The 15,819-nt window shown below is 67.0% G+C and carries 13 protein-coding genes; 8 read left to right on the top strand and 5 right to left on the bottom strand.

The window, feature by feature from the left end:
• Positions 1-84: 84 nt before the first annotated feature.
• Complete coding sequence (locus DMB80_RS24375) at positions 85-2,301, bottom strand: molybdopterin-containing oxidoreductase family protein (RefSeq protein WP_111512218.1); 2,217 nt, start codon at positions 2,299-2,301, stop codon at positions 85-87.
• A 415-nt stretch (positions 2,302-2,716) separates the two neighbouring features.
• Positions 2,717-3,907 carry a CaiB/BaiF CoA transferase family protein gene (locus tag DMB80_RS24370; protein ID WP_111512217.1) on the bottom strand — a complete coding sequence of 397 codons (1,191 nt, stop codon included), beginning with the start codon at positions 3,905-3,907 and terminating at the stop codon, positions 2,717-2,719.
• A gap of 587 nt (positions 3,908-4,494) precedes the next feature.
• Here DMB80_RS24370 and DMB80_RS24365 point away from each other — a divergent pair.
• On the top strand, positions 4,495-5,262 hold the full coding sequence (locus DMB80_RS24365) for an SDR family NAD(P)-dependent oxidoreductase (RefSeq protein WP_111512216.1): 768 nt from the start codon (positions 4,495-4,497) through the stop codon (positions 5,260-5,262).
• 55 nt (positions 5,263-5,317) lie between these two features.
• Here DMB80_RS24365 and DMB80_RS24360 read toward each other — a convergent pair whose 3' ends face one another.
• Positions 5,318-6,727 carry a PucR family transcriptional regulator gene (locus DMB80_RS24360; protein WP_111512215.1) on the bottom strand — a complete coding sequence of 470 codons (1,410 nt, stop codon included), beginning with the start codon at positions 6,725-6,727 and terminating at the stop codon, positions 5,318-5,320.
• Between the two features lie 165 nt (positions 6,728-6,892).
• Here DMB80_RS24360 and DMB80_RS24355 point away from each other — a divergent pair, with 165 nt between their 5' ends.
• The 5 genes from DMB80_RS24355 to DMB80_RS24335 are packed head-to-tail and all read left to right on the top strand — an operon-like array spanning position 6,893 to position 11,673.
• Positions 6,893-8,371: an amino acid permease gene (locus DMB80_RS24355; protein ID WP_111512214.1), complete on the top strand. Its 1,479-nt coding sequence runs from the start codon at positions 6,893-6,895 to the stop codon at positions 8,369-8,371.
• Entirely contained in the window at positions 8,368-9,063 is a 696-nt protein-coding gene (locus DMB80_RS24350; RefSeq protein WP_111512213.1) for an SDR family NAD(P)-dependent oxidoreductase, read from the top strand. The genes DMB80_RS24355 and DMB80_RS24350 overlap by 4 nt, the downstream gene beginning before the upstream one ends.
• The gene (locus tag DMB80_RS24345) at positions 9,060-9,824 is read left to right on the top strand and encodes an SDR family NAD(P)-dependent oxidoreductase (protein WP_111512212.1); all 765 of its coding nucleotides are present in this window, start codon (positions 9,060-9,062) and stop codon (positions 9,822-9,824) included. The genes DMB80_RS24350 and DMB80_RS24345 overlap by 4 nt, the downstream gene beginning before the upstream one ends.
• 14 nt (positions 9,825-9,838) lie before the next feature.
• A complete protein-coding gene (gene speB / locus DMB80_RS24340) occupies positions 9,839-10,807 on the top strand; it encodes an agmatinase (RefSeq protein ID WP_111512211.1) in 969 nt (322 codons plus the stop codon).
• On the top strand, positions 10,804-11,673 hold the full coding sequence (locus DMB80_RS24335; protein WP_111512210.1) for a polysaccharide deacetylase family protein: 870 nt from the start codon (positions 10,804-10,806) through the stop codon (positions 11,671-11,673). The genes speB and DMB80_RS24335 overlap by 4 nt, the downstream gene beginning before the upstream one ends.
• Positions 11,674-11,680: 7 nt before the next feature.
• On the opposite strand, the gene DMB80_RS24330 is transcribed toward DMB80_RS24335, so the two are convergent.
• Both DMB80_RS24330 and DMB80_RS24325 read right to left on the bottom strand, forming a co-directional pair.
• On the bottom strand, positions 11,681-11,947 hold the full coding sequence (locus tag DMB80_RS24330; RefSeq protein ID WP_046365355.1) for a hypothetical protein: 267 nt from the start codon (positions 11,945-11,947) through the stop codon (positions 11,681-11,683).
• Between the two features lie 60 nt (positions 11,948-12,007).
• Positions 12,008-12,172 carry a hypothetical protein gene (locus DMB80_RS24325; protein WP_111512209.1) on the bottom strand — a complete coding sequence of 55 codons (165 nt, stop codon included), beginning with the start codon at positions 12,170-12,172 and terminating at the stop codon, positions 12,008-12,010.
• 56 nt (positions 12,173-12,228) lie between these two features.
• On the opposite strand from DMB80_RS24325, the gene typA reads away from it, so the two are divergent.
• Together typA and DMB80_RS24315 are read left to right on the top strand one after the other, a co-directional pair.
• Positions 12,229-14,136 (top strand): translational GTPase TypA, encoded by a 1,908-nt coding sequence (typA, locus tag DMB80_RS24320; protein WP_048421944.1) that lies wholly within the window; start codon positions 12,229-12,231, stop codon positions 14,134-14,136.
• A 73-nt stretch (positions 14,137-14,209) separates the two neighbouring features.
• Positions 14,210-15,819 (top strand): ABC transporter family substrate-binding protein (locus tag DMB80_RS24315; RefSeq protein WP_111512231.1); only part of this gene is annotated, 1,610 nt, incomplete at its 3' end.

Raw genomic sequence — 15,819 nt, 5'->3', positions numbered from 1 at the left:
TCGTATCGTCTGTTGCCAAGCTCTAGCCGTGTGCCCTGGGAGGCTCCGTACATCCCTGGCACCGCTTACTGCAACTACGTTCGATCACAGTGGTTTCGAGGCGCTCTCAGCTGACGGGATAGCGCCATGTGGCACCGCCTGCGATGAGGAGACGCGTTCCATGCGAACGGGTATTCCATTCAGAATGGACATCGCAGCCAGCCTCTCGAGGTCTTCCGGCCGGCTGGAGGCGAGATGGTTTGACGACGTGCCGCCGGCGGCGTTGGCGCGCTTCCAGCCGCCGTTGTGCCCCCAACCGTGGGGGAGCGCAATCGTGCCCTGCGTCATGTCGGCGGTCACCGTCACGGGGACTTCGACGGAGCCTGTCTTTGACGTGATGCGCACGATGTCGCCATCCTCCAAGCGCGCATCTGCCGCGTCAGCCGGGCTGATTCGCACAGTGAGCTGGCGTGATGCGGGCATCAGTCGCGCGCTGTTGTGCATCCACGAGTTGTGGGACTTCATCTCTCGCATCCCGATCAACCGCAGCGGGAAGTCAGCCGATGCTGCGTCCTCGCATTCCAACCGCGCCATCTCCGACATCACGCGTGGGTCGGCGAGAGCGATCTTGCCGTCGGGAGTATCGATCTTTTCTTCAAGTGGCCCAAGCGGATGGTATTCGTGGAGCACGACGCCATGGGGTGCACGTTCGAGGAGTTTCCGCCACGACCACCCCGAGCGGCGAAGTCCAAACAGGTCGCCGCTCTTGCCGATTCGCAGAAGCAGGTCCGCGGTGGCTCGCGGACTGACTCGAAGTCCAACTCGGGCGAGCTGACGTTGAGCCCACGTGGAGTCCGCGCTGCCCAGGCCCATTCTCCGAGCGATCTCATCGAGGATCTTCCATTCCGGCCGGCACTGGCCGATCGGATCGATGACAGCCTCGGTCACTTGTAGCGATGGCCGCGTCAATTTGTCGAGGTACGGAAGGGCCACATCCTCGCGTTCGTACATGCTCGTGACGGGGAGGATGTAGTGCGCGTGTCGATTGGTTTCGTTGACGTACATGTCGAGCGAAACGGTGGTCTCCAGTTGCTCCATGGCGTCAGCGAGGCGGTTGCTGTCGGCGCTCGTGACGACGCAGTTCGAGGCGAGCAAGAGCATCGCTCTGATCTGCCCCTTGCCCGGAGTGGTGATTTCGTCGGCTAACGCGTTGGCGGGCAGGAGTCCATAGGAGTCGGGAAGATGCGCGACACGTGTGTGCACCGCATCGTAGGTGTCCAACTTGGTTGCTCGGGCGATCTCGGCCATGGGCACCGGCGACCACGGAAACACCCAGCCGCCCGGTCGTTGTAGGTTTCCGGTGATGATGTTGATGAAGTCCTGGAGAACATTGGTCAGGGTGCCGAACTTCTGTGTGCACGTCCCCGTCCGGCCATAGACCACAGCAGCCTTGGCGTGACCGATCGTTTCGGCGAGGTCGACGACCGTCGCCGCGGGGACTCCCGTGAACTTTTCGGTGACCTCCGGGGGAAACCTCTCGAAGATGTCGAGCCATTGGTCGAAACCCGTCGTCCACTGCTGTACGAAACTTCTGTCGTAGAGTCGGCGTTTGACCAACACATGCAGAAGTGACAGCAAGAACCACGGATCGGTTCCACCGCGAATCGCCACGTGCTCGAACGCCTTCGCGGTTTCGGTCCTCCTTGGATCGACGACGACGACCCGCCCCCCGCGCTCCACCACGTCGGTCAGATGTTCACGAATCCGGGGATCCGAAACCAGGCTCCCCTTCGACACCCAGGGGTTGGCGCCGATGATCATCATGAAATCGGTGCGGCGGTAGTCCGGAAATGGCATGTCGGCGCATTGCCCGTAGAGAATTTTGAACGCAGCGATACGCGAAGCTGCGTCCTCGGAGTTGATGCCGTAGTACCACGGCGTTCCGATCGCGCTCTGAAACCCCTTCGACCAGATGACCGCGGAATAACTGAATGACATCGGATTACCGATGGTGATTGCTATCGAGTCAGCCCCGCGCTGTTTTCGAGTTCGAGCGAACCGCGCAGCGATGTCGCCCAGTGCCTGATCCCAGGTCGTGGGTTCGAACTCGCCGGGACCGCCAACTCTGCGCAGCGGTACGGTGACCCTGTCCGGGTCGTTCACGACGAGATGCATGCCGACGCCCTTCGTGCAGGCGAACCCCTTGCTGTTGGGATTGTCCTGGTCAGGTCGGAGCGAAGTGAGTCTACCTTCGTCCACTGTCGCGATCAGACCGCACAACGGCTCGCAAATTCGACAGAAGGTGACCTTCTCCTCGCGCATCTGCGCCTCCTTCGGCCGTTGCGGGCCTGCGTGGTGATGAGTCCGTGCCGACGGCTCTTCAGGCTATCGGATTTGCATAGATAAGTTCGCAGAATGAAGGCAGAATCGGGATTGCAGTACACGCGTCAGAATTCGTTCCCGGTCGCTCCGCGCAACCCCGATGCCGACCTCATCAGCCCCTCTTGCGCTGCTCTTGAAATCGGCTGCACCGCTGGTCATGAGCATAGTCGCTTCTCGACTCCGAGCAGTCCGGGCGCGGCCCATCGTCGCGACTTCGGCACCACGCTCGCCGGGTTGCGTGGGCTTCGATTGGGTAGAGGCAACATCGAATGGATGGGAGGAATAGTTCGCATCACGACAGGGGTGTCGAGGGTTGGCCTGGCAACTGGCTGTTCTCGTCGCAGGTCAGGTCAGTTCATCGACGGCGGGCGGCCAATACGCCGTCGACGATGTCGCTCGGACAGCCCACCCGATGTAGGACTGATTCCGTGTCGCGCCCGAGATCCGGGGCCGGTTGAACGGTCGAAAGCTGATGACCCCGGAACTCGACCGGGCTCGCCACGGTCCGGTAATCCTGCTGCGCGACATCAACAAAGCATCCAGCCGCCATGGCTTGCTCATCGGCGACAACGTCCTCTGGTGTGGAGACCGGCGCCCACCAGACACCGTTCTCGTCGAACTTTTCGCGCCAGAACGACATCGGCTCGCCGCCGAACGCCATGTCGAGCTCGCGGATGAATTCCCTGCTGTTGTGGCGTCTGGATCGAGTGTCGACGAAGCGTTCGTCCTGCGCGAGATCCTCGCGACCGATCGCCCGTAACAGGCCGGGGAGGTGCCGATCCGCCTCGACGCCCAGCAACCAGAACCAGGCGTCGTCGGCGGCCCGATAACAGTTCACCAGAGGGTTCTTGATGGACTCTCGGTCCATCCCGCGGGGTACGCGACCTCGCATGAGTTGGATGCTCAGTTCCCATGTGAGAGCGAAGGTTCCTGTTCGCAAAAGGCTGGTTTCCACTATCTGACCGCGCCCTGTTCGGGTGCGCTCGAGGAGCGCGCCTAGCACGCCGGACATCATGGCGAGACCGACGAAGTGGTCGCCGAATCCAGTGGGAGTAGGGGTAGGTGGTCCGTCGCCGGCGCGCATCTGGTGCAGAACCCCCGTGCGCCCCCCGAATGCGCCGATGTCGTATCCCGCACGGTCACGTTCAGGCCCCGTCGATCCGTAGCCGGTGATCAGCGCGACAACAAGGCCAGGATACCGCTGTGAGACGGCCTCCGGAGTCAGATCGAGCCGAGCAAGCGACTTCGTTCGGGTGTTGGTGACGAAGACGTCGGCGGCGGCGAGCATGTACTCCATCGCCGAGCGTCCGTCTTCCGTCGTCAGATCCAACGCGACACTGCGCTTGCCGCGATTGTCAGCAATGAACGGGGCATTCGGTATCTCAGAGCTGTACCCCTGAGACGTCATCAACGCACGGAAAGGGTCACCCTTGGGCGCTTCGACCTTCCACACCTCGGCGCCCCAGTCTGCGAGCAGAGCTCCTGCGCTGGGCCCGGCCACCCACGCTCCCAGCTCCACAACCTTCACGCCATCGAGCACGCCCATCTCGAACCTCCAAGCCTCGCCGTTGAACCCCAGTAGCGTCGAGAACGCCGCCGCGTGAACCGTAGATCACGCCGCAATCCGACGCCGCGAGCGGTACGTACGCACTCGAATATGACGAGCCGTGAGAGCAATTCGGCTCACCGACCCGGTCACTCGCCGGCATCGCCGTCTGCGCACGAGACGCCTAGACGCAGACGCTGGGCGGTAGTACCTTGCGTACGCGAAGCGATATTCGCATAATTTGTCCTCGATGTCCACAGTGGCGCGAGAGAGGAGGAACCGGCGGCAACCGGTCGACGTGGCGATCGTTACGGTCGGATGCGCTGAACATGTGAAGGGTGACCCGGGAACTTCTCACGTGAGGACGTCGGGACGGCCTGAACAACGCGAACATATCGGTGAGGTTGGTGCGCCCCACGACGATGGAGATCCGTGGATGCGCTGGGGCTACAGAGAGTGTCCACTGTCGGCTCCGTTCGTGGAGTGACCCGCAGTCTTGGGCACGGTCGTGCCGAAGAGCAAACGTGCAGAACGACATTGGGGGCGGTACCTAACACCCGTCGCCATTCGATACGAAGGAGCAGGATATGGATGTCAGTGGTAGTTCGGCGATCGTGACCGGCGGTGCGTCCGGCCTCGGTGAAGCGACGGCTCGAGCGCTGGCGGGCGCTGGAGCAAGAGTGGTCATCGTCGATCGCCAGGCCGACCGTGGTGCTGCGGTCGCTGCGGAAGTCGACGGTGTTTTCGCCGAAGCTGATGTCAGTGACGCGGAGCAGGTGCAGGCCGCCGTCGACACCGCAGCCGGTCTCGGTCCGCTTCGGACTCTTGTCAACTGCGCCGGATTGGGCGGGCCGGCACGCATCGTCGATCGCGACGGAAATCCCATACCGCTCGAGAAGTTCGAGTTCGTGGTTCGAGTGAACCTGATCGGCAGCTACAACTGTGCTCGGCTCGCGGCAGCGGCGATGAGCCGCAACGAGCCGTTCGAGCACGGTGAACGCGGCGCCATTCTGCACACCGCTTCTGTGGCGGCTTTCGACGGCCAGATCGGTCAGACGCCATATTCCGCGTCCAAGGGCGGCATCGTGGGCATGACGCTGCCGATGGCGCGTGATCTGGCGATTCACGGTATTCGGGTGAACACGATCGCTCCGGGTCTGATCGACACCCCGATTTACGGGCAAGGCGAACGGGCTGATGCGTTCAAGGCCAAACTCGGCCAGAGCGTCGTGTTTCCGCAGCGACTGGGGTCGGCTGACGAGTTCGCCTCGTTGGCGATCGAGTTGATTACCAACAGTTACATGAACGGCGAGATCGTACGCCTCGACGGCGCAGTACGTTTGCCCCCTCGCTGACACGCCCTATCACCGTTCGCGCCGACGATTGGTTGAGCCAAGGCCGGCTAGTGTCTTATCCGTGATCGCGGGAGACTCCGCCGGATGCCCGGTCGCGGGCGCGCAGTGCGATGGCGAACGCGGTCTGGTCGTCGAAGCGCAGCGGGTCCCGGCCGGTGATCTCGTGGATCCGGGTCAGCCGGTGGCGAACGGTGTTGGTGTGCAGATACAACTCGCGGGCGGTCTCTGACAGCGACCCGTTGGCGGCGATCAGAGCACGCAGGGTCCGCACGTGCTGGGTGCCCCGCGCCCGGTCGATCCGCTCGAGCGGCTCGATGAGCTGTGCGACGAACGGCGACAGTTGCGCCGAGGGCAACTGCTGGACCAGGCTGTCGAGCGTGCTGAGCTGATCCGGTCCGATACTGCCGCCGTGCTGGTGGGCCAGACTCAACGCGATCCGGGCCTGGGTGATCGCCGGTCCGAGTTCGGTGATCGGCACGTCGGCGGAATGTCCTGAGGGCAGCGACAACGCCTCGGCCGCGAGATCGCCGGTGTCGGCCTCGGTCAGGACCAGGCACACGTCGGGGGCGTCGCCGACGAGCGCACCCGGGAACGCCAACGACAGCAGGGCTCCGGCACCACCTGGCCAGGCCGAGCACCGCACGCTGGCCACCGGTGTGTCGGGCCAGCCCACGAGCTGGTGCAGCGCGTCGGGCAGCAGCATCCGGCGTTCGACGAGCGACAGCAGTTGGCCCACGCGCTCCCGCGACAGGGCGGCCTCGATGTCGTGCTCACTCTGCGCGGCCCGCGCGAAGCGCCCGATCATGGCCAGCAGCGACGGATCGGGCCGGTCGCCACGCCCGATCCACACCAGCGTGCCCAGCTCAGGGATTCCGACCGTCGCCTCGGCCGCGCCGTCGGTGACGGGCGGCCGCGTCTCCTGCTCGTCGAGGATGAAGTAGCACCCCATCAGCTCGCCCGCCCGGTCGAGCAGCCGGCGTACCGGCTCGCGTCGACGTAGCGCCGAGATCAATTCGGGCACAAGAGTGTTGGTGGCGCGCGCGGCGGCGAGCTCGCTGCCGAGCCGGTAGTCCGCGACGAAGCGGCTCACCGTCTCGAACGGCACGTTCTGCGGCGCCACCACGACCGGCAGACCATGGGCACGGCAGCGGGACATCAGCTCGGCCGGGACGACGTCATGGCCGTCGCCGGTGCCGAAGCACACGCCCGCGGCGTTCGAGCGAGCAAGAGCATCGGCGAAGGTACGGCAGTCCTGCGGAGACTGCAGCAGCAGACCCACCGTGCACACCAGCTCGCCGCCGCTGAGATAGCGCGCCGGATCCTGCAGCTCGGTGGTGTGCACCCAGGTGATGGGCCGGTCCAGATCCTGGCTCGCCCCGGGGGGCTCGGTCAGACCCAGCAGCGAATCGGCCAGCAGGTCGCGCACGGTAGGTGCCGCCGCGCCGAGCTCCGGCGGGTCGATCATGGCCCCGAGCGTAACGCCGTCGTCACATCGCGGCCACCGACCGTTGTGCGATCGTCCAACGCGAGGGCGCGCCTGTGGTGCGATCGCTGCGAATTCGGTGCTATCGGTGGTGCGCAGCGGCGCGCCGACCGATAGTTTCTCCAACCCGGCACCGGAGGAGCACTCATGACGTCATCGGTTGACAGCGTCGATTCGCCGTACACACTGCGACGGGAGTTCTCGCTCTGGTCGGCGTTCGCCTTTGCGTTCGCGTTCATCTCGCCGATCGTCGCTCTCTACGGCATCTTCGGTCTCGCGCTGGCAGCTGCGGGGCCGAGCTTCTGGTGGGGATTCCTGCTCGTATTCGGCGGCCAACTGCTGGTCGCGTTCGTGTTCGCCACCCTGGTGTCGCGGTGGCCGCTGGAGGGATCGATCTACCAGTGGTCACGCCGCCTGATGGGCACCGGATACGGCTGGTTCGCCGGCTGGTTCTACATGTGGACCCTGGTGATCGCGATGGCCACCGTGGCGCTGGGTGCGGCCGGTTTCATCGCCAACATCGCCGGGGTGGCGGCACCCTCGGGCGGTCTGCGCGCGGGCATCGCGCTGGTGATCCTGTTGTGCGGCACAGTGATCAACCTGATCGGCCGCGGCGCGTTGAAGGTCTTCATGACCGCCAGCATCGTCGCCGAGGTCCTCGGCTCGATCGGGCTGGGCACCTGGCTGCTGATGTTCCACCGCAACAACTCGCTGTCGGTGCTCTTCGACGGTGGCGGCGCGGGGGCCGACACGTGGTCCTACCTGTCGGGGCCGTTCCTGATCGCCGTTGCGTTCATCGGCTTCTCGTTCGTCGGGTTCGAAAGTGCCGGCGCGATCGCCGAAGAGGTGCACGAGCCTCGCCGCGACCTACCCAAAGCGGTCCTGTTCTCACTCACCTTCATCGCACTGGTGGTCGCGTACTCCAGCCTGGCGATCATCCTCGCCATTCCCGACATGGACGCGGTGACCGCCGGTTCGGTGGCCGACCCGGTCTACGACACACTGACAGCGGCGCTCGGCGCCGGGATCGCCAAACCCGTCGAGGTGTTGTTCGTCGTCGGCTTCCTGGCCAGCTTCCTGGCACTGCAGACCGCGGCGTCGCGGGTCATCTGGGCCTACGCCCGAGACGGCGCCCTGCCCGCGGCGGGTGTGCTGGCGCGCCTGGGCGGAACCAATCGGATGCCGGTGGCGGCCATCGGCGTGACGACCGTCGTCGGCGGTGCCCTGTTCGGCTTGTCGATCGTGGCCGGCGACATCTACTCCCTGATGGTCAACTTCACCACCGGCGGCTTCTACCTCGCGTTCCTGTTCCCGCTCATCGGGTTCCTCGTCGTGCTGATCCGCCGCACCTGGACCGCCCCGTCCTTCTCGCTCGGGCGCCTTGCGCTGCCGGTCGCCGCCGTGGCGGTGATCTGGGCGGTGCTGCAGATGCTCAACATCTCCTGGCCGCGCGCGGTCTACGAGCAGCGCTACCTGGACTGGTCGGTGTGGATCGGGGTTGTGGCGCTCGCGCTGCTCGGTGCGGTGATCTTCGCGGCCGTACGCTCTCGCATCGTGGCCGTCAGCGTCATCGAGGACGCGGAGATCGCCGACGAACGCGCCGACGAAACCCGGCGCTCCCGGTGACCGAGGCCCCGGTAGCCATCGTCACCGGCGCGGCGAGCGGTATCGGCGCCGCCGTCGTCACGGCGCTTCACACCCGTGGCTTCGCGGTCGCCGGAGTGGATCTCGTCGAGGCCGACGGCGTCGAGTTGGCGATGCGTGCCGACGTCTCCGACGGCGCGGCGGTCGCCTCCGCGGTCGCCGCGGTACGCGAGCAGCTCGGGCCGGTGCACGCGGCGGTCAGCGTCGCGGGGCATTACGCGATGGCTCCGGTCGAGGAGATCACTGCGACGGCGTGGCGGCGGATGCTGCGGGTGCACCTGGGTGGTTTCGTCAACCTCGCGCGGGCCTGCCTGCCGGACCTCGAGGCCACGAAGGGTGCGCTGGTGGCGATCGCGAGCGAACTCGCGGTCGGGGGAGGCGATCACGACGCGCACTACGCCGCGGCCAAGGGTGCCCTGCTGGGGGCGATGCGCAGCCTCGCCGCGGAGGTCGCGCCGAGGGGTGTGCGGGTCAACGCCGTTGCGCCGGGCCCCACCGACACGCCCCTTCTCGCGCCCGACTCACCCTGGCGGGCAACGGAGTATCTCGACACGCTCCCGCTGCGGCGGCTCACCCTGCCCCACGAGGTGGCCCGCTGCGTCGAATACCTGGTGTGCGACGCGGGGTTCAGCGTCGGCGACGTGGTCAACGTCAACTCGGGAGCGGTGATATGACGACCTCACTGACCGGCCGCGTCGCCCTCGTCACCGGAGCCGCGCAGGGCATGGGCGTGGCGCATGCCCGGCGACTGGCTGCCGCCGGCGCGACAGTCGCGGTCAACGACCTGCGGGCGACCGCCGAACTGGCCGAAATTGCCAGCGATACAGGCGGATTCGCGGTGCCCGGCGACGTATCCGATCCCGCTGAGTGTGTGCGCATCGCCGACACAGTCGTCCGCACCGCCGGCCGGTTGGACGTGCTGGTGGCCAACCACGCCTACATGACGATGGCCCCACTGCTCGAGCACGACGACGCCGACTGGTGGAAAGTCGTCGACACGAACCTCGGTGGCACCTTTTTCCTGGTGCAGGCGGTGCTGCCGCACATGCGACGGCAGGGGGAGGGGCGCATCGTCGTGATCAGCAGTGAATGGGGCGTCACCGGCTGGCCGGAGGCGACGGCATATGCGGCGTCGAAGGCGGGTCTGATCTCGTTGGTGAAGACGCTCGGCCGCGAATTGGCGCCGGAGCGGATCATCGTCAACGCCGTCGCACCCGGCGTCACCGACACCCCGCAACTGGACGTGGATGCCGCCGCCGCGGGTGTCGACCTGGCCACCGTGCACACCCGGTATGCGGAGGCTATTCCGTTGGGCCGCATCGGATCGGCTGCAGAAATCGCGGCCGCCGTGGAACTGCTCGCCGATTTCGAGGTCTCGGCCGTGGTGGGACAGGTGCTGTCCTGCAACGGCGGGTCCACACGCGCGCGGGTCTGAGAAGGGAGCACGACATGGCACAGGGATCGTATGTGCGTACCGAGAGCGGCACACTCGGTCAGATCGATGCCCAGGAAGTGCCGCGCTACGCGGGCCTGGGGACATTCGCGCGGCTGCCGCAACGCCACGAGGTGGACCGCTACGACATCGCGGTGGCCGGCGTGCCGTTCGACAGCGGGGTGACCTACCGCCCGGGGGCCCGGTTCGGCCCCGCCGCGATCCGTCAGGCCTCGCGACTGCTCAAGCCCTACCACCCGGCGCTGGACGCCACGCCGTTCACCTCCGCCCAGGTGGTCGACGCCGGCGACATCGCCGCCAACCCGTTCGACATCTCCGCCGCGGTCGACCAGATCCGCGACGGCGTCGCTGCACTGCTGACCGAGGACGGCCACCGGGTGGTGCTCCTCGGTGGGGACCACACGATCGCGCTGCCGTCGCTGCAGGCGCTGCACGCGGTGCACGGGCCGCTCGCGCTCGTCCACTTCGACGCGCACCTCGACACGTGGGACACCTATTTCGGTGCACCCTGCACGCACGGCACGCCGTTCCGCCGCGCCGCCGAGCAGGGGTTGTTGGTGAAGGACCGCTCGGCGCACGTCGGCATCCGGGGGTCGCTGTACGACCGCGCCGACCTGCTCGACGACGCCGAACTCGGCTTCACCGTGGTGCACTGCCGCGACATCGACCGCATCGGGATCGACGGGACGATCGAGCGAATTCTGGAACGGGTGGGCGACCATCCCGTCTACGTGTCGATCGACATCGACGTCCTCGATCCCGCGTTCGCTCCCGGCACCGGCACCCCGGAGATCGGCGGGATGACCAGCCGCGAGCTGGTCGCCGTGCTGCGCGCGATGCGCGAGCTGCCGATCGTGGGCGCCGACGTCGTCGAGGTGGCACCGGCCTACGATCATGCCGAGGTGACCGCTGTCGCGGCGGCCAACCTCGCCTACGAGCTGGTTACCCTGATGGCGGACCGATGAACGAATTCGATTGGCCGAGCGGCAAAGTCGCCGCGGCTGCCTTCACGTTCGACGTGGACGCCGAGTCGGCGGTGCTGTGGGACGCCTCCGGCGACTGGGAGTCGGTGGGCGCCCGGATGAGCGTGATGAGTCATCAGGCCTACGGCCCCCTCGTCGGCCTGCCCCGCATCCTGACCCTGCTGGAGCGGCACCAGATCGCGTCGACGTTCTTCGTTCCCGGCCACACCGCGGACCGGTACCCCGACGCGATCCGCGCGGTCGTCGCTGCCGGCCACGAGATCGCCCACCACGGCTATCTGCACGAGCAGCCGACCAAGCTGTCGCTAGAGGGCGAGATCGACGCGCTCGACCGCGGACTGGCCGCTCTGGCCGACGTCGCAGGCGTGCGTCCGGTGGGATACCGGGCCCCGATGTGGGACTTGTCCTGGCGCACGCCCGCACTGCTGGTCGAACGCGGCTTCCTCTACGACTCCAGCCTGATGGACGCCGACCATCCCTACGAACTCGCGGTGACGAATGACGGGCAGCTCGTGGAGATCCCGATCCAGTGGGCGCTCGACGACTGGGAGCAGTACTGCTTCCTCCCTGACGTGTCGGGCAGCGGGCTGATCGAATCCCCGCGCAAGGCACGGGAACTCTGGCAGCTCGAGTTCGACGCGCTGCGCCGGGTCGGTGGCTGCTGGGTGCTGACCAATCATCCCTTCCTCACGGGAAGGCCTTCGCGCGCAGCCGAACTCGATGACCTGATCGGCTACGTCGTCGGTCACGACGACGTGTGGACCACCAGCCTGGGCGAGATCGCGGCCCACGTGCGCTCACTCGGACTCCCGCCGCGCAGCATCAGCCCACCCGACATTCCGCGGTGACAGAGCGTCAGTACCGCAGTCGGTCGTCGAGTATGCGCACCGGGGCGTCGCGGTGGCGTGCCGCGTAGATGGGGTGCAGCAGGCTCGGGTGCTCGCAGTGCGGGCAGGACACCCGCGGATCGCGCCGCGAGTTGAAGGCCAGATGGTGACAGGCCGAGCACCGCACCACGTACAGGGCGCCGATCCAGTTCATCAGGCCCAGGTAGATCGCCAGCGAGGCCAACGTGGCGAGCGCGACGATCAGGGCAACGGTGAGGACTTCGTAAGCCGTCATGATGGCCAACCTCCACGAAGCTGACGGATCACCCCACGGTACGCCCGAAAACCGGTTCGATCAGGCCTTTCGGGCCCTCTTGTGCACCTTCTCCAGGTCCTTGCCGCGCAACCCGCTGAGCTCGGCCTTGCGCACCTTGTGCAGCACCAGCGGGCACTTCTTGCAGCGGGGCTTGCTGCGGCAACATTTCTTCTTCGGAGTGAGCTTGGTCAGCTTGCTGGCCACGTGACGGGTATCTCTCGTTTTCGCGATCGGTGCACCACACTGCGACAATCACGGGCGTGACTGCACGCCCCGACTTCCGCAACGTCGCCATTGTGGCCCACGTCGACCACGGCAAGACCACCCTGGTCGACGCAATGCTGCGTCAATCCGGGGCGCTGACCCACCGCGGTGACGACGCGATCGAACGCCTGATGGACTCCGGTGACCTGGAGAAGGAAAAAGGCATCACGATCCTGGCGAAGAACACCGCGGTGCATCGCCACCACCCCGACGGCTCGATGACTGTCATCAATGTCATCGACACCCCCGGCCACGCCGACTTCGGCGGTGAGGTGGAGCGCGGCCTGTCGATGGTCGACGGCGTCCTGCTGCTGGTCGACGCCTCCGAGGGCCCGCTGCCGCAGACCCGTTTCGTGCTCCGCAAGGCCCTCGCTGCGCACCTTCCGGTGATCGTGGTCGTCAACAAGACCGACCGGCCCGACGCCCGGATCGCCGAGGTCGTCTCGGAAAGCCATGACCTGCTGCTCGACGTCGCCTCCGACCTCGACGCCGAAGCGCAGACGGCCGCCGAGTTCGCGCTCGGGTTGCCCGTCCTCTACGCCTCGGGGCGTGCCGGTATCGCCAGCACCACCGAACCCGCCAACGGGGAGAACCCCGACGGGGAGAATCTCGACCCGCTGTTCGACGTGCTGCTCGAGCACATCCCGCCGCCGCAGGGCGACCCCGAGGCGCCGCTGCAGGCGCTCGTCACGAACCTCGACGCATCGGCGTTCCTTGGACGCCTTGCGCTGATCCGCATCTACAAGGGCCGCATCCGCAAGGGCCAGCAGGTGGCCTGGATGCGTGAGGTCGACGGACACCCCGTCATCACGAATGCCAAGATCACCGAGCTGCTGGTCACCGAAGGTGTGGAACGTACCGCCACCGACGAGGCCGTCGCGGGTGACATCGTCGCGGTTGCGGGCATGCCCGAGATCATGATCGGCGACACGCTCGCCGACCCGGACCACGCGCACGCGCTGCCGCGCATCACCGTCGACGAACCCGCCATCTCGGTGACCGTCGGCACCAACACCTCGCCCCTGGCGGGCAAGGTGTCCGGACACAAGCTGACCGCGCGCATGGTCAAGAACCGCCTCGATTCCGAACTCGTCGGCAACGTGTCGATCAAGGTCGTCGACATCGGCCGCCCCGATGCCTGGGAGGTGCAGGGCCGTGGTGAGCTCGCGCTCGCGGTGCTCGTCGAACAGATGCGCCGCGAGGGCTTCGAGCTGACGGTGGGCAAGCCACAGGTGGTCACCCAGATGGTCGACGGCAAGCTGCACGAGCCGTTCGAAGCGATGACGATCGACTGCCCTGAGGAGTTCGTCGGCGCCGTCACCCAGCTGATGGCCGCCCGCAAGGGCCGCATGGAAGACATGGCGAACCACGCCGCCGGGTGGGTGCGGATGGACTTCATCGTGCCCAGCCGCGGTCTGATCGGTTTCCGCACCGACTTCCTGACGCTGACCCGCGGCACCGGCATCGCAAACGCCGTGTTCGACGGCTACCGCCCGTGGGCGGGGGAGATCCGCGCACGCCACACCGGCTCGCTGGTGTCCGACCGGTCCGGCCAGATCACCCCGTTCGCGATGATCCAGCTCGCCGACCGCGGGCAGTTCTTCGTCGAGCCGGGACAGGAGACCTACGAGGGCCAGGTCGTCGGCATCAACCCGCGCGCCGAGGATCTCGACATCAACATCACCCGGGAGAAGAAGCTCACCAACATGCGGTCGTCGACGGCCGATGTGATGGAGACGCTGGCCCGTCCGCTGGAGCTCGACCTGGAGAAGGCGATGGAGTTCTGCGCCGAGGACGAGTGCGTCGAGGTGACACCCGAGATCGTGCGGGTGCGCAAGGTGGAGCTGACGGCGTCGCTGCGGGCGCGGGCGAAGGCGCGGGCCAAGCAGCACGCCAATTCGTAGCCTGTCACCGAGGGGTTCCGGGCCGGCGGACGGCGGTCGATACCCTGGCAGCGTGCCCATCGCCCGCCGTGTCATGACCTGCGCGGTTGCGGTGATGGTGCTCCTGTCGGGTTGCACGGTGAGCCCTCCGCCCGCGCCGCAGAGCACCGACACCACGGAGTCCACCGCGCCGCCGCCGACGAAGGCAACGCAGATCATCATGGCGATCGATTCGATCGGCCCTGGCTTCAACGCGCACCTGGTCTCCGACCAGTCCCCGGTGAATGCCGCGATCAGCTCGCTGGTTCTGCCGAGCACGTTCCGACCGATCCCCGATTCCCGCACCCCGACCGGCTCGCGCTGGGAGATGGACCCCACGCTGCTGGACTCCGCCGAGGTGACGAGCCAGGACCCGTTCACGGTCACCTACAAGATCCGGCCCGAGGCGCAGTGGACGGACAACGCGCCGATCGGCGCCGACGACTTCTGGTACCTGTGGCGGCAGATGGTCAGCGAACCGGGCACGGTCGACCCGGCGGGTTACGACCTGATCACCGGTGTGCAGTCGGTCGAAGGCGGCAAGACCGCGGTGGTGACGTTCTCCCAGCCCTATCCGGCGTGGCGGGAGCTGTTCCACAACATCCTGCCCGCGCACATCGTCAAGGACGTGCCGGGCGGGTTCTCCGCGGGGCTGGCGCAGGCCCTGCCGGTGACGGGTGGACAGTTCCGCGTGGAGAGCATCGATCCGCAGCGCGACGAGATCCTGCTGGCGCGCAACGACCGTTACTGGGGTAAACCCGCCGTCCCCGACCTGATCCTGTTCCGCCGCGGCGGGGCGCCGGCCGCGTTGGCCGATTCGATCCGCAACGGCGACACCCAGGTCGCGCAGGTGCACGGCGGGTCCGCGGTGTTCGCGCAGCTCTCAGCGATACCCGATGTGCGGACCGCCCGGATCGTCACCCCACGCGTCATGCAGCTGACGCTACGAGCGCAACGGCCTGCCCTCGCCGACGCCGACGTGCGCAAGGCCATCCTCGGCCTCCTCGACGTCGACCTGCTGGCTGCCGTCGGCGCCGGTGACGACAACACGGTGACGCTCGCGCAGGCGCAGGTCCGCTCGCCGTCGGACCCGGGGTACGTGCCGACGGCCCCGCCGGCCATGACGCGTGACGAGGCGATGGCGCTCCTCGGTGCGGCCGGCTACCAGGTCGACACCCCGCCCGCGACGCCGACGGCGACATCGACGCCGAGCCCGGCGCCGTCGACTCCGGAGAACAACCGCGGTCAGCTGGTCAAGGACGGGGAGCCGCTCACCTTCGTCCTGGGCGTGGCCGCCAACGATCCGACCTCGGTGGCGGTGGCCAACACCGCGGCCGACCAGCTGCGTAGCGTCGGGATCGCGGCGTCGGTGTCGGCACTCGACCCGGTCACGCTCTACGGCCAGGCGCTGATCGACAACACCGTCGATGCCGTCGTCGGCTGGCATCAGGCCGGCGGGGATCTCGCCACCGCGTTGGCGTCACGGTTCGGGTGTCCCGCACTGGAGGCGACGGCCGTGCCCACCACCGCACCGAGCGTGTCCACCCCTGCCGAGACGACCACGACGACCACGACGACCAGGACCACGAGCACGAACAGGCCGACGAGTACGACGAGCGCCACGTCCCGACCCGCACCACCCTCCACGATCGCGAGTTCCACCCC

This window comes from Mycobacterium kyogaense (assembly GCF_003254575.1).
Lineage (GTDB): Bacteria > Actinomycetota > Actinomycetes > Mycobacteriales > Mycobacteriaceae > Mycobacterium > Mycobacterium kyogaense.
The sequence above is the reverse complement of the archived record's forward strand: the minus strand, read 5'-3'. Positions and strand labels throughout refer to the sequence as shown.

Coding starts and splice junctions, on each gene's coding strand:
- DMB80_RS24375 (WP_111512218.1), bottom strand. CDS start 2,301: ATGCGCGAGGAGAAGGTCACCTTCTGTCGAATTTGCGAGCCGTTGTGC.
- DMB80_RS24370 (WP_111512217.1), bottom strand. CDS start 3,907: ATGGGCGTGCTCGATGGCGTGAAGGTTGTGGAGCTGGGAGCGTGGGTG.
- DMB80_RS24365 (WP_111512216.1), top strand. CDS start 4,495: ATGGATGTCAGTGGTAGTTCGGCGATCGTGACCGGCGGTGCGTCCGGC.
- DMB80_RS24360 (WP_111512215.1), bottom strand. CDS start 6,727: ATGATCGACCCGCCGGAGCTCGGCGCGGCGGCACCTACCGTGCGCGAC.
- DMB80_RS24355 (WP_111512214.1), top strand. CDS start 6,893: ATGACGTCATCGGTTGACAGCGTCGATTCGCCGTACACACTGCGACGG.
- DMB80_RS24345 (WP_111512212.1), top strand. CDS start 9,060: ATGACGACCTCACTGACCGGCCGCGTCGCCCTCGTCACCGGAGCCGCG.
- speB (WP_111512211.1), top strand. CDS start 9,839: ATGGCACAGGGATCGTATGTGCGTACCGAGAGCGGCACACTCGGTCAG.
- DMB80_RS24335 (WP_111512210.1), top strand. CDS start 10,804: ATGAACGAATTCGATTGGCCGAGCGGCAAAGTCGCCGCGGCTGCCTTC.
- DMB80_RS24330 (WP_046365355.1), bottom strand. CDS start 11,947: ATGACGGCTTACGAAGTCCTCACCGTTGCCCTGATCGTCGCGCTCGCC.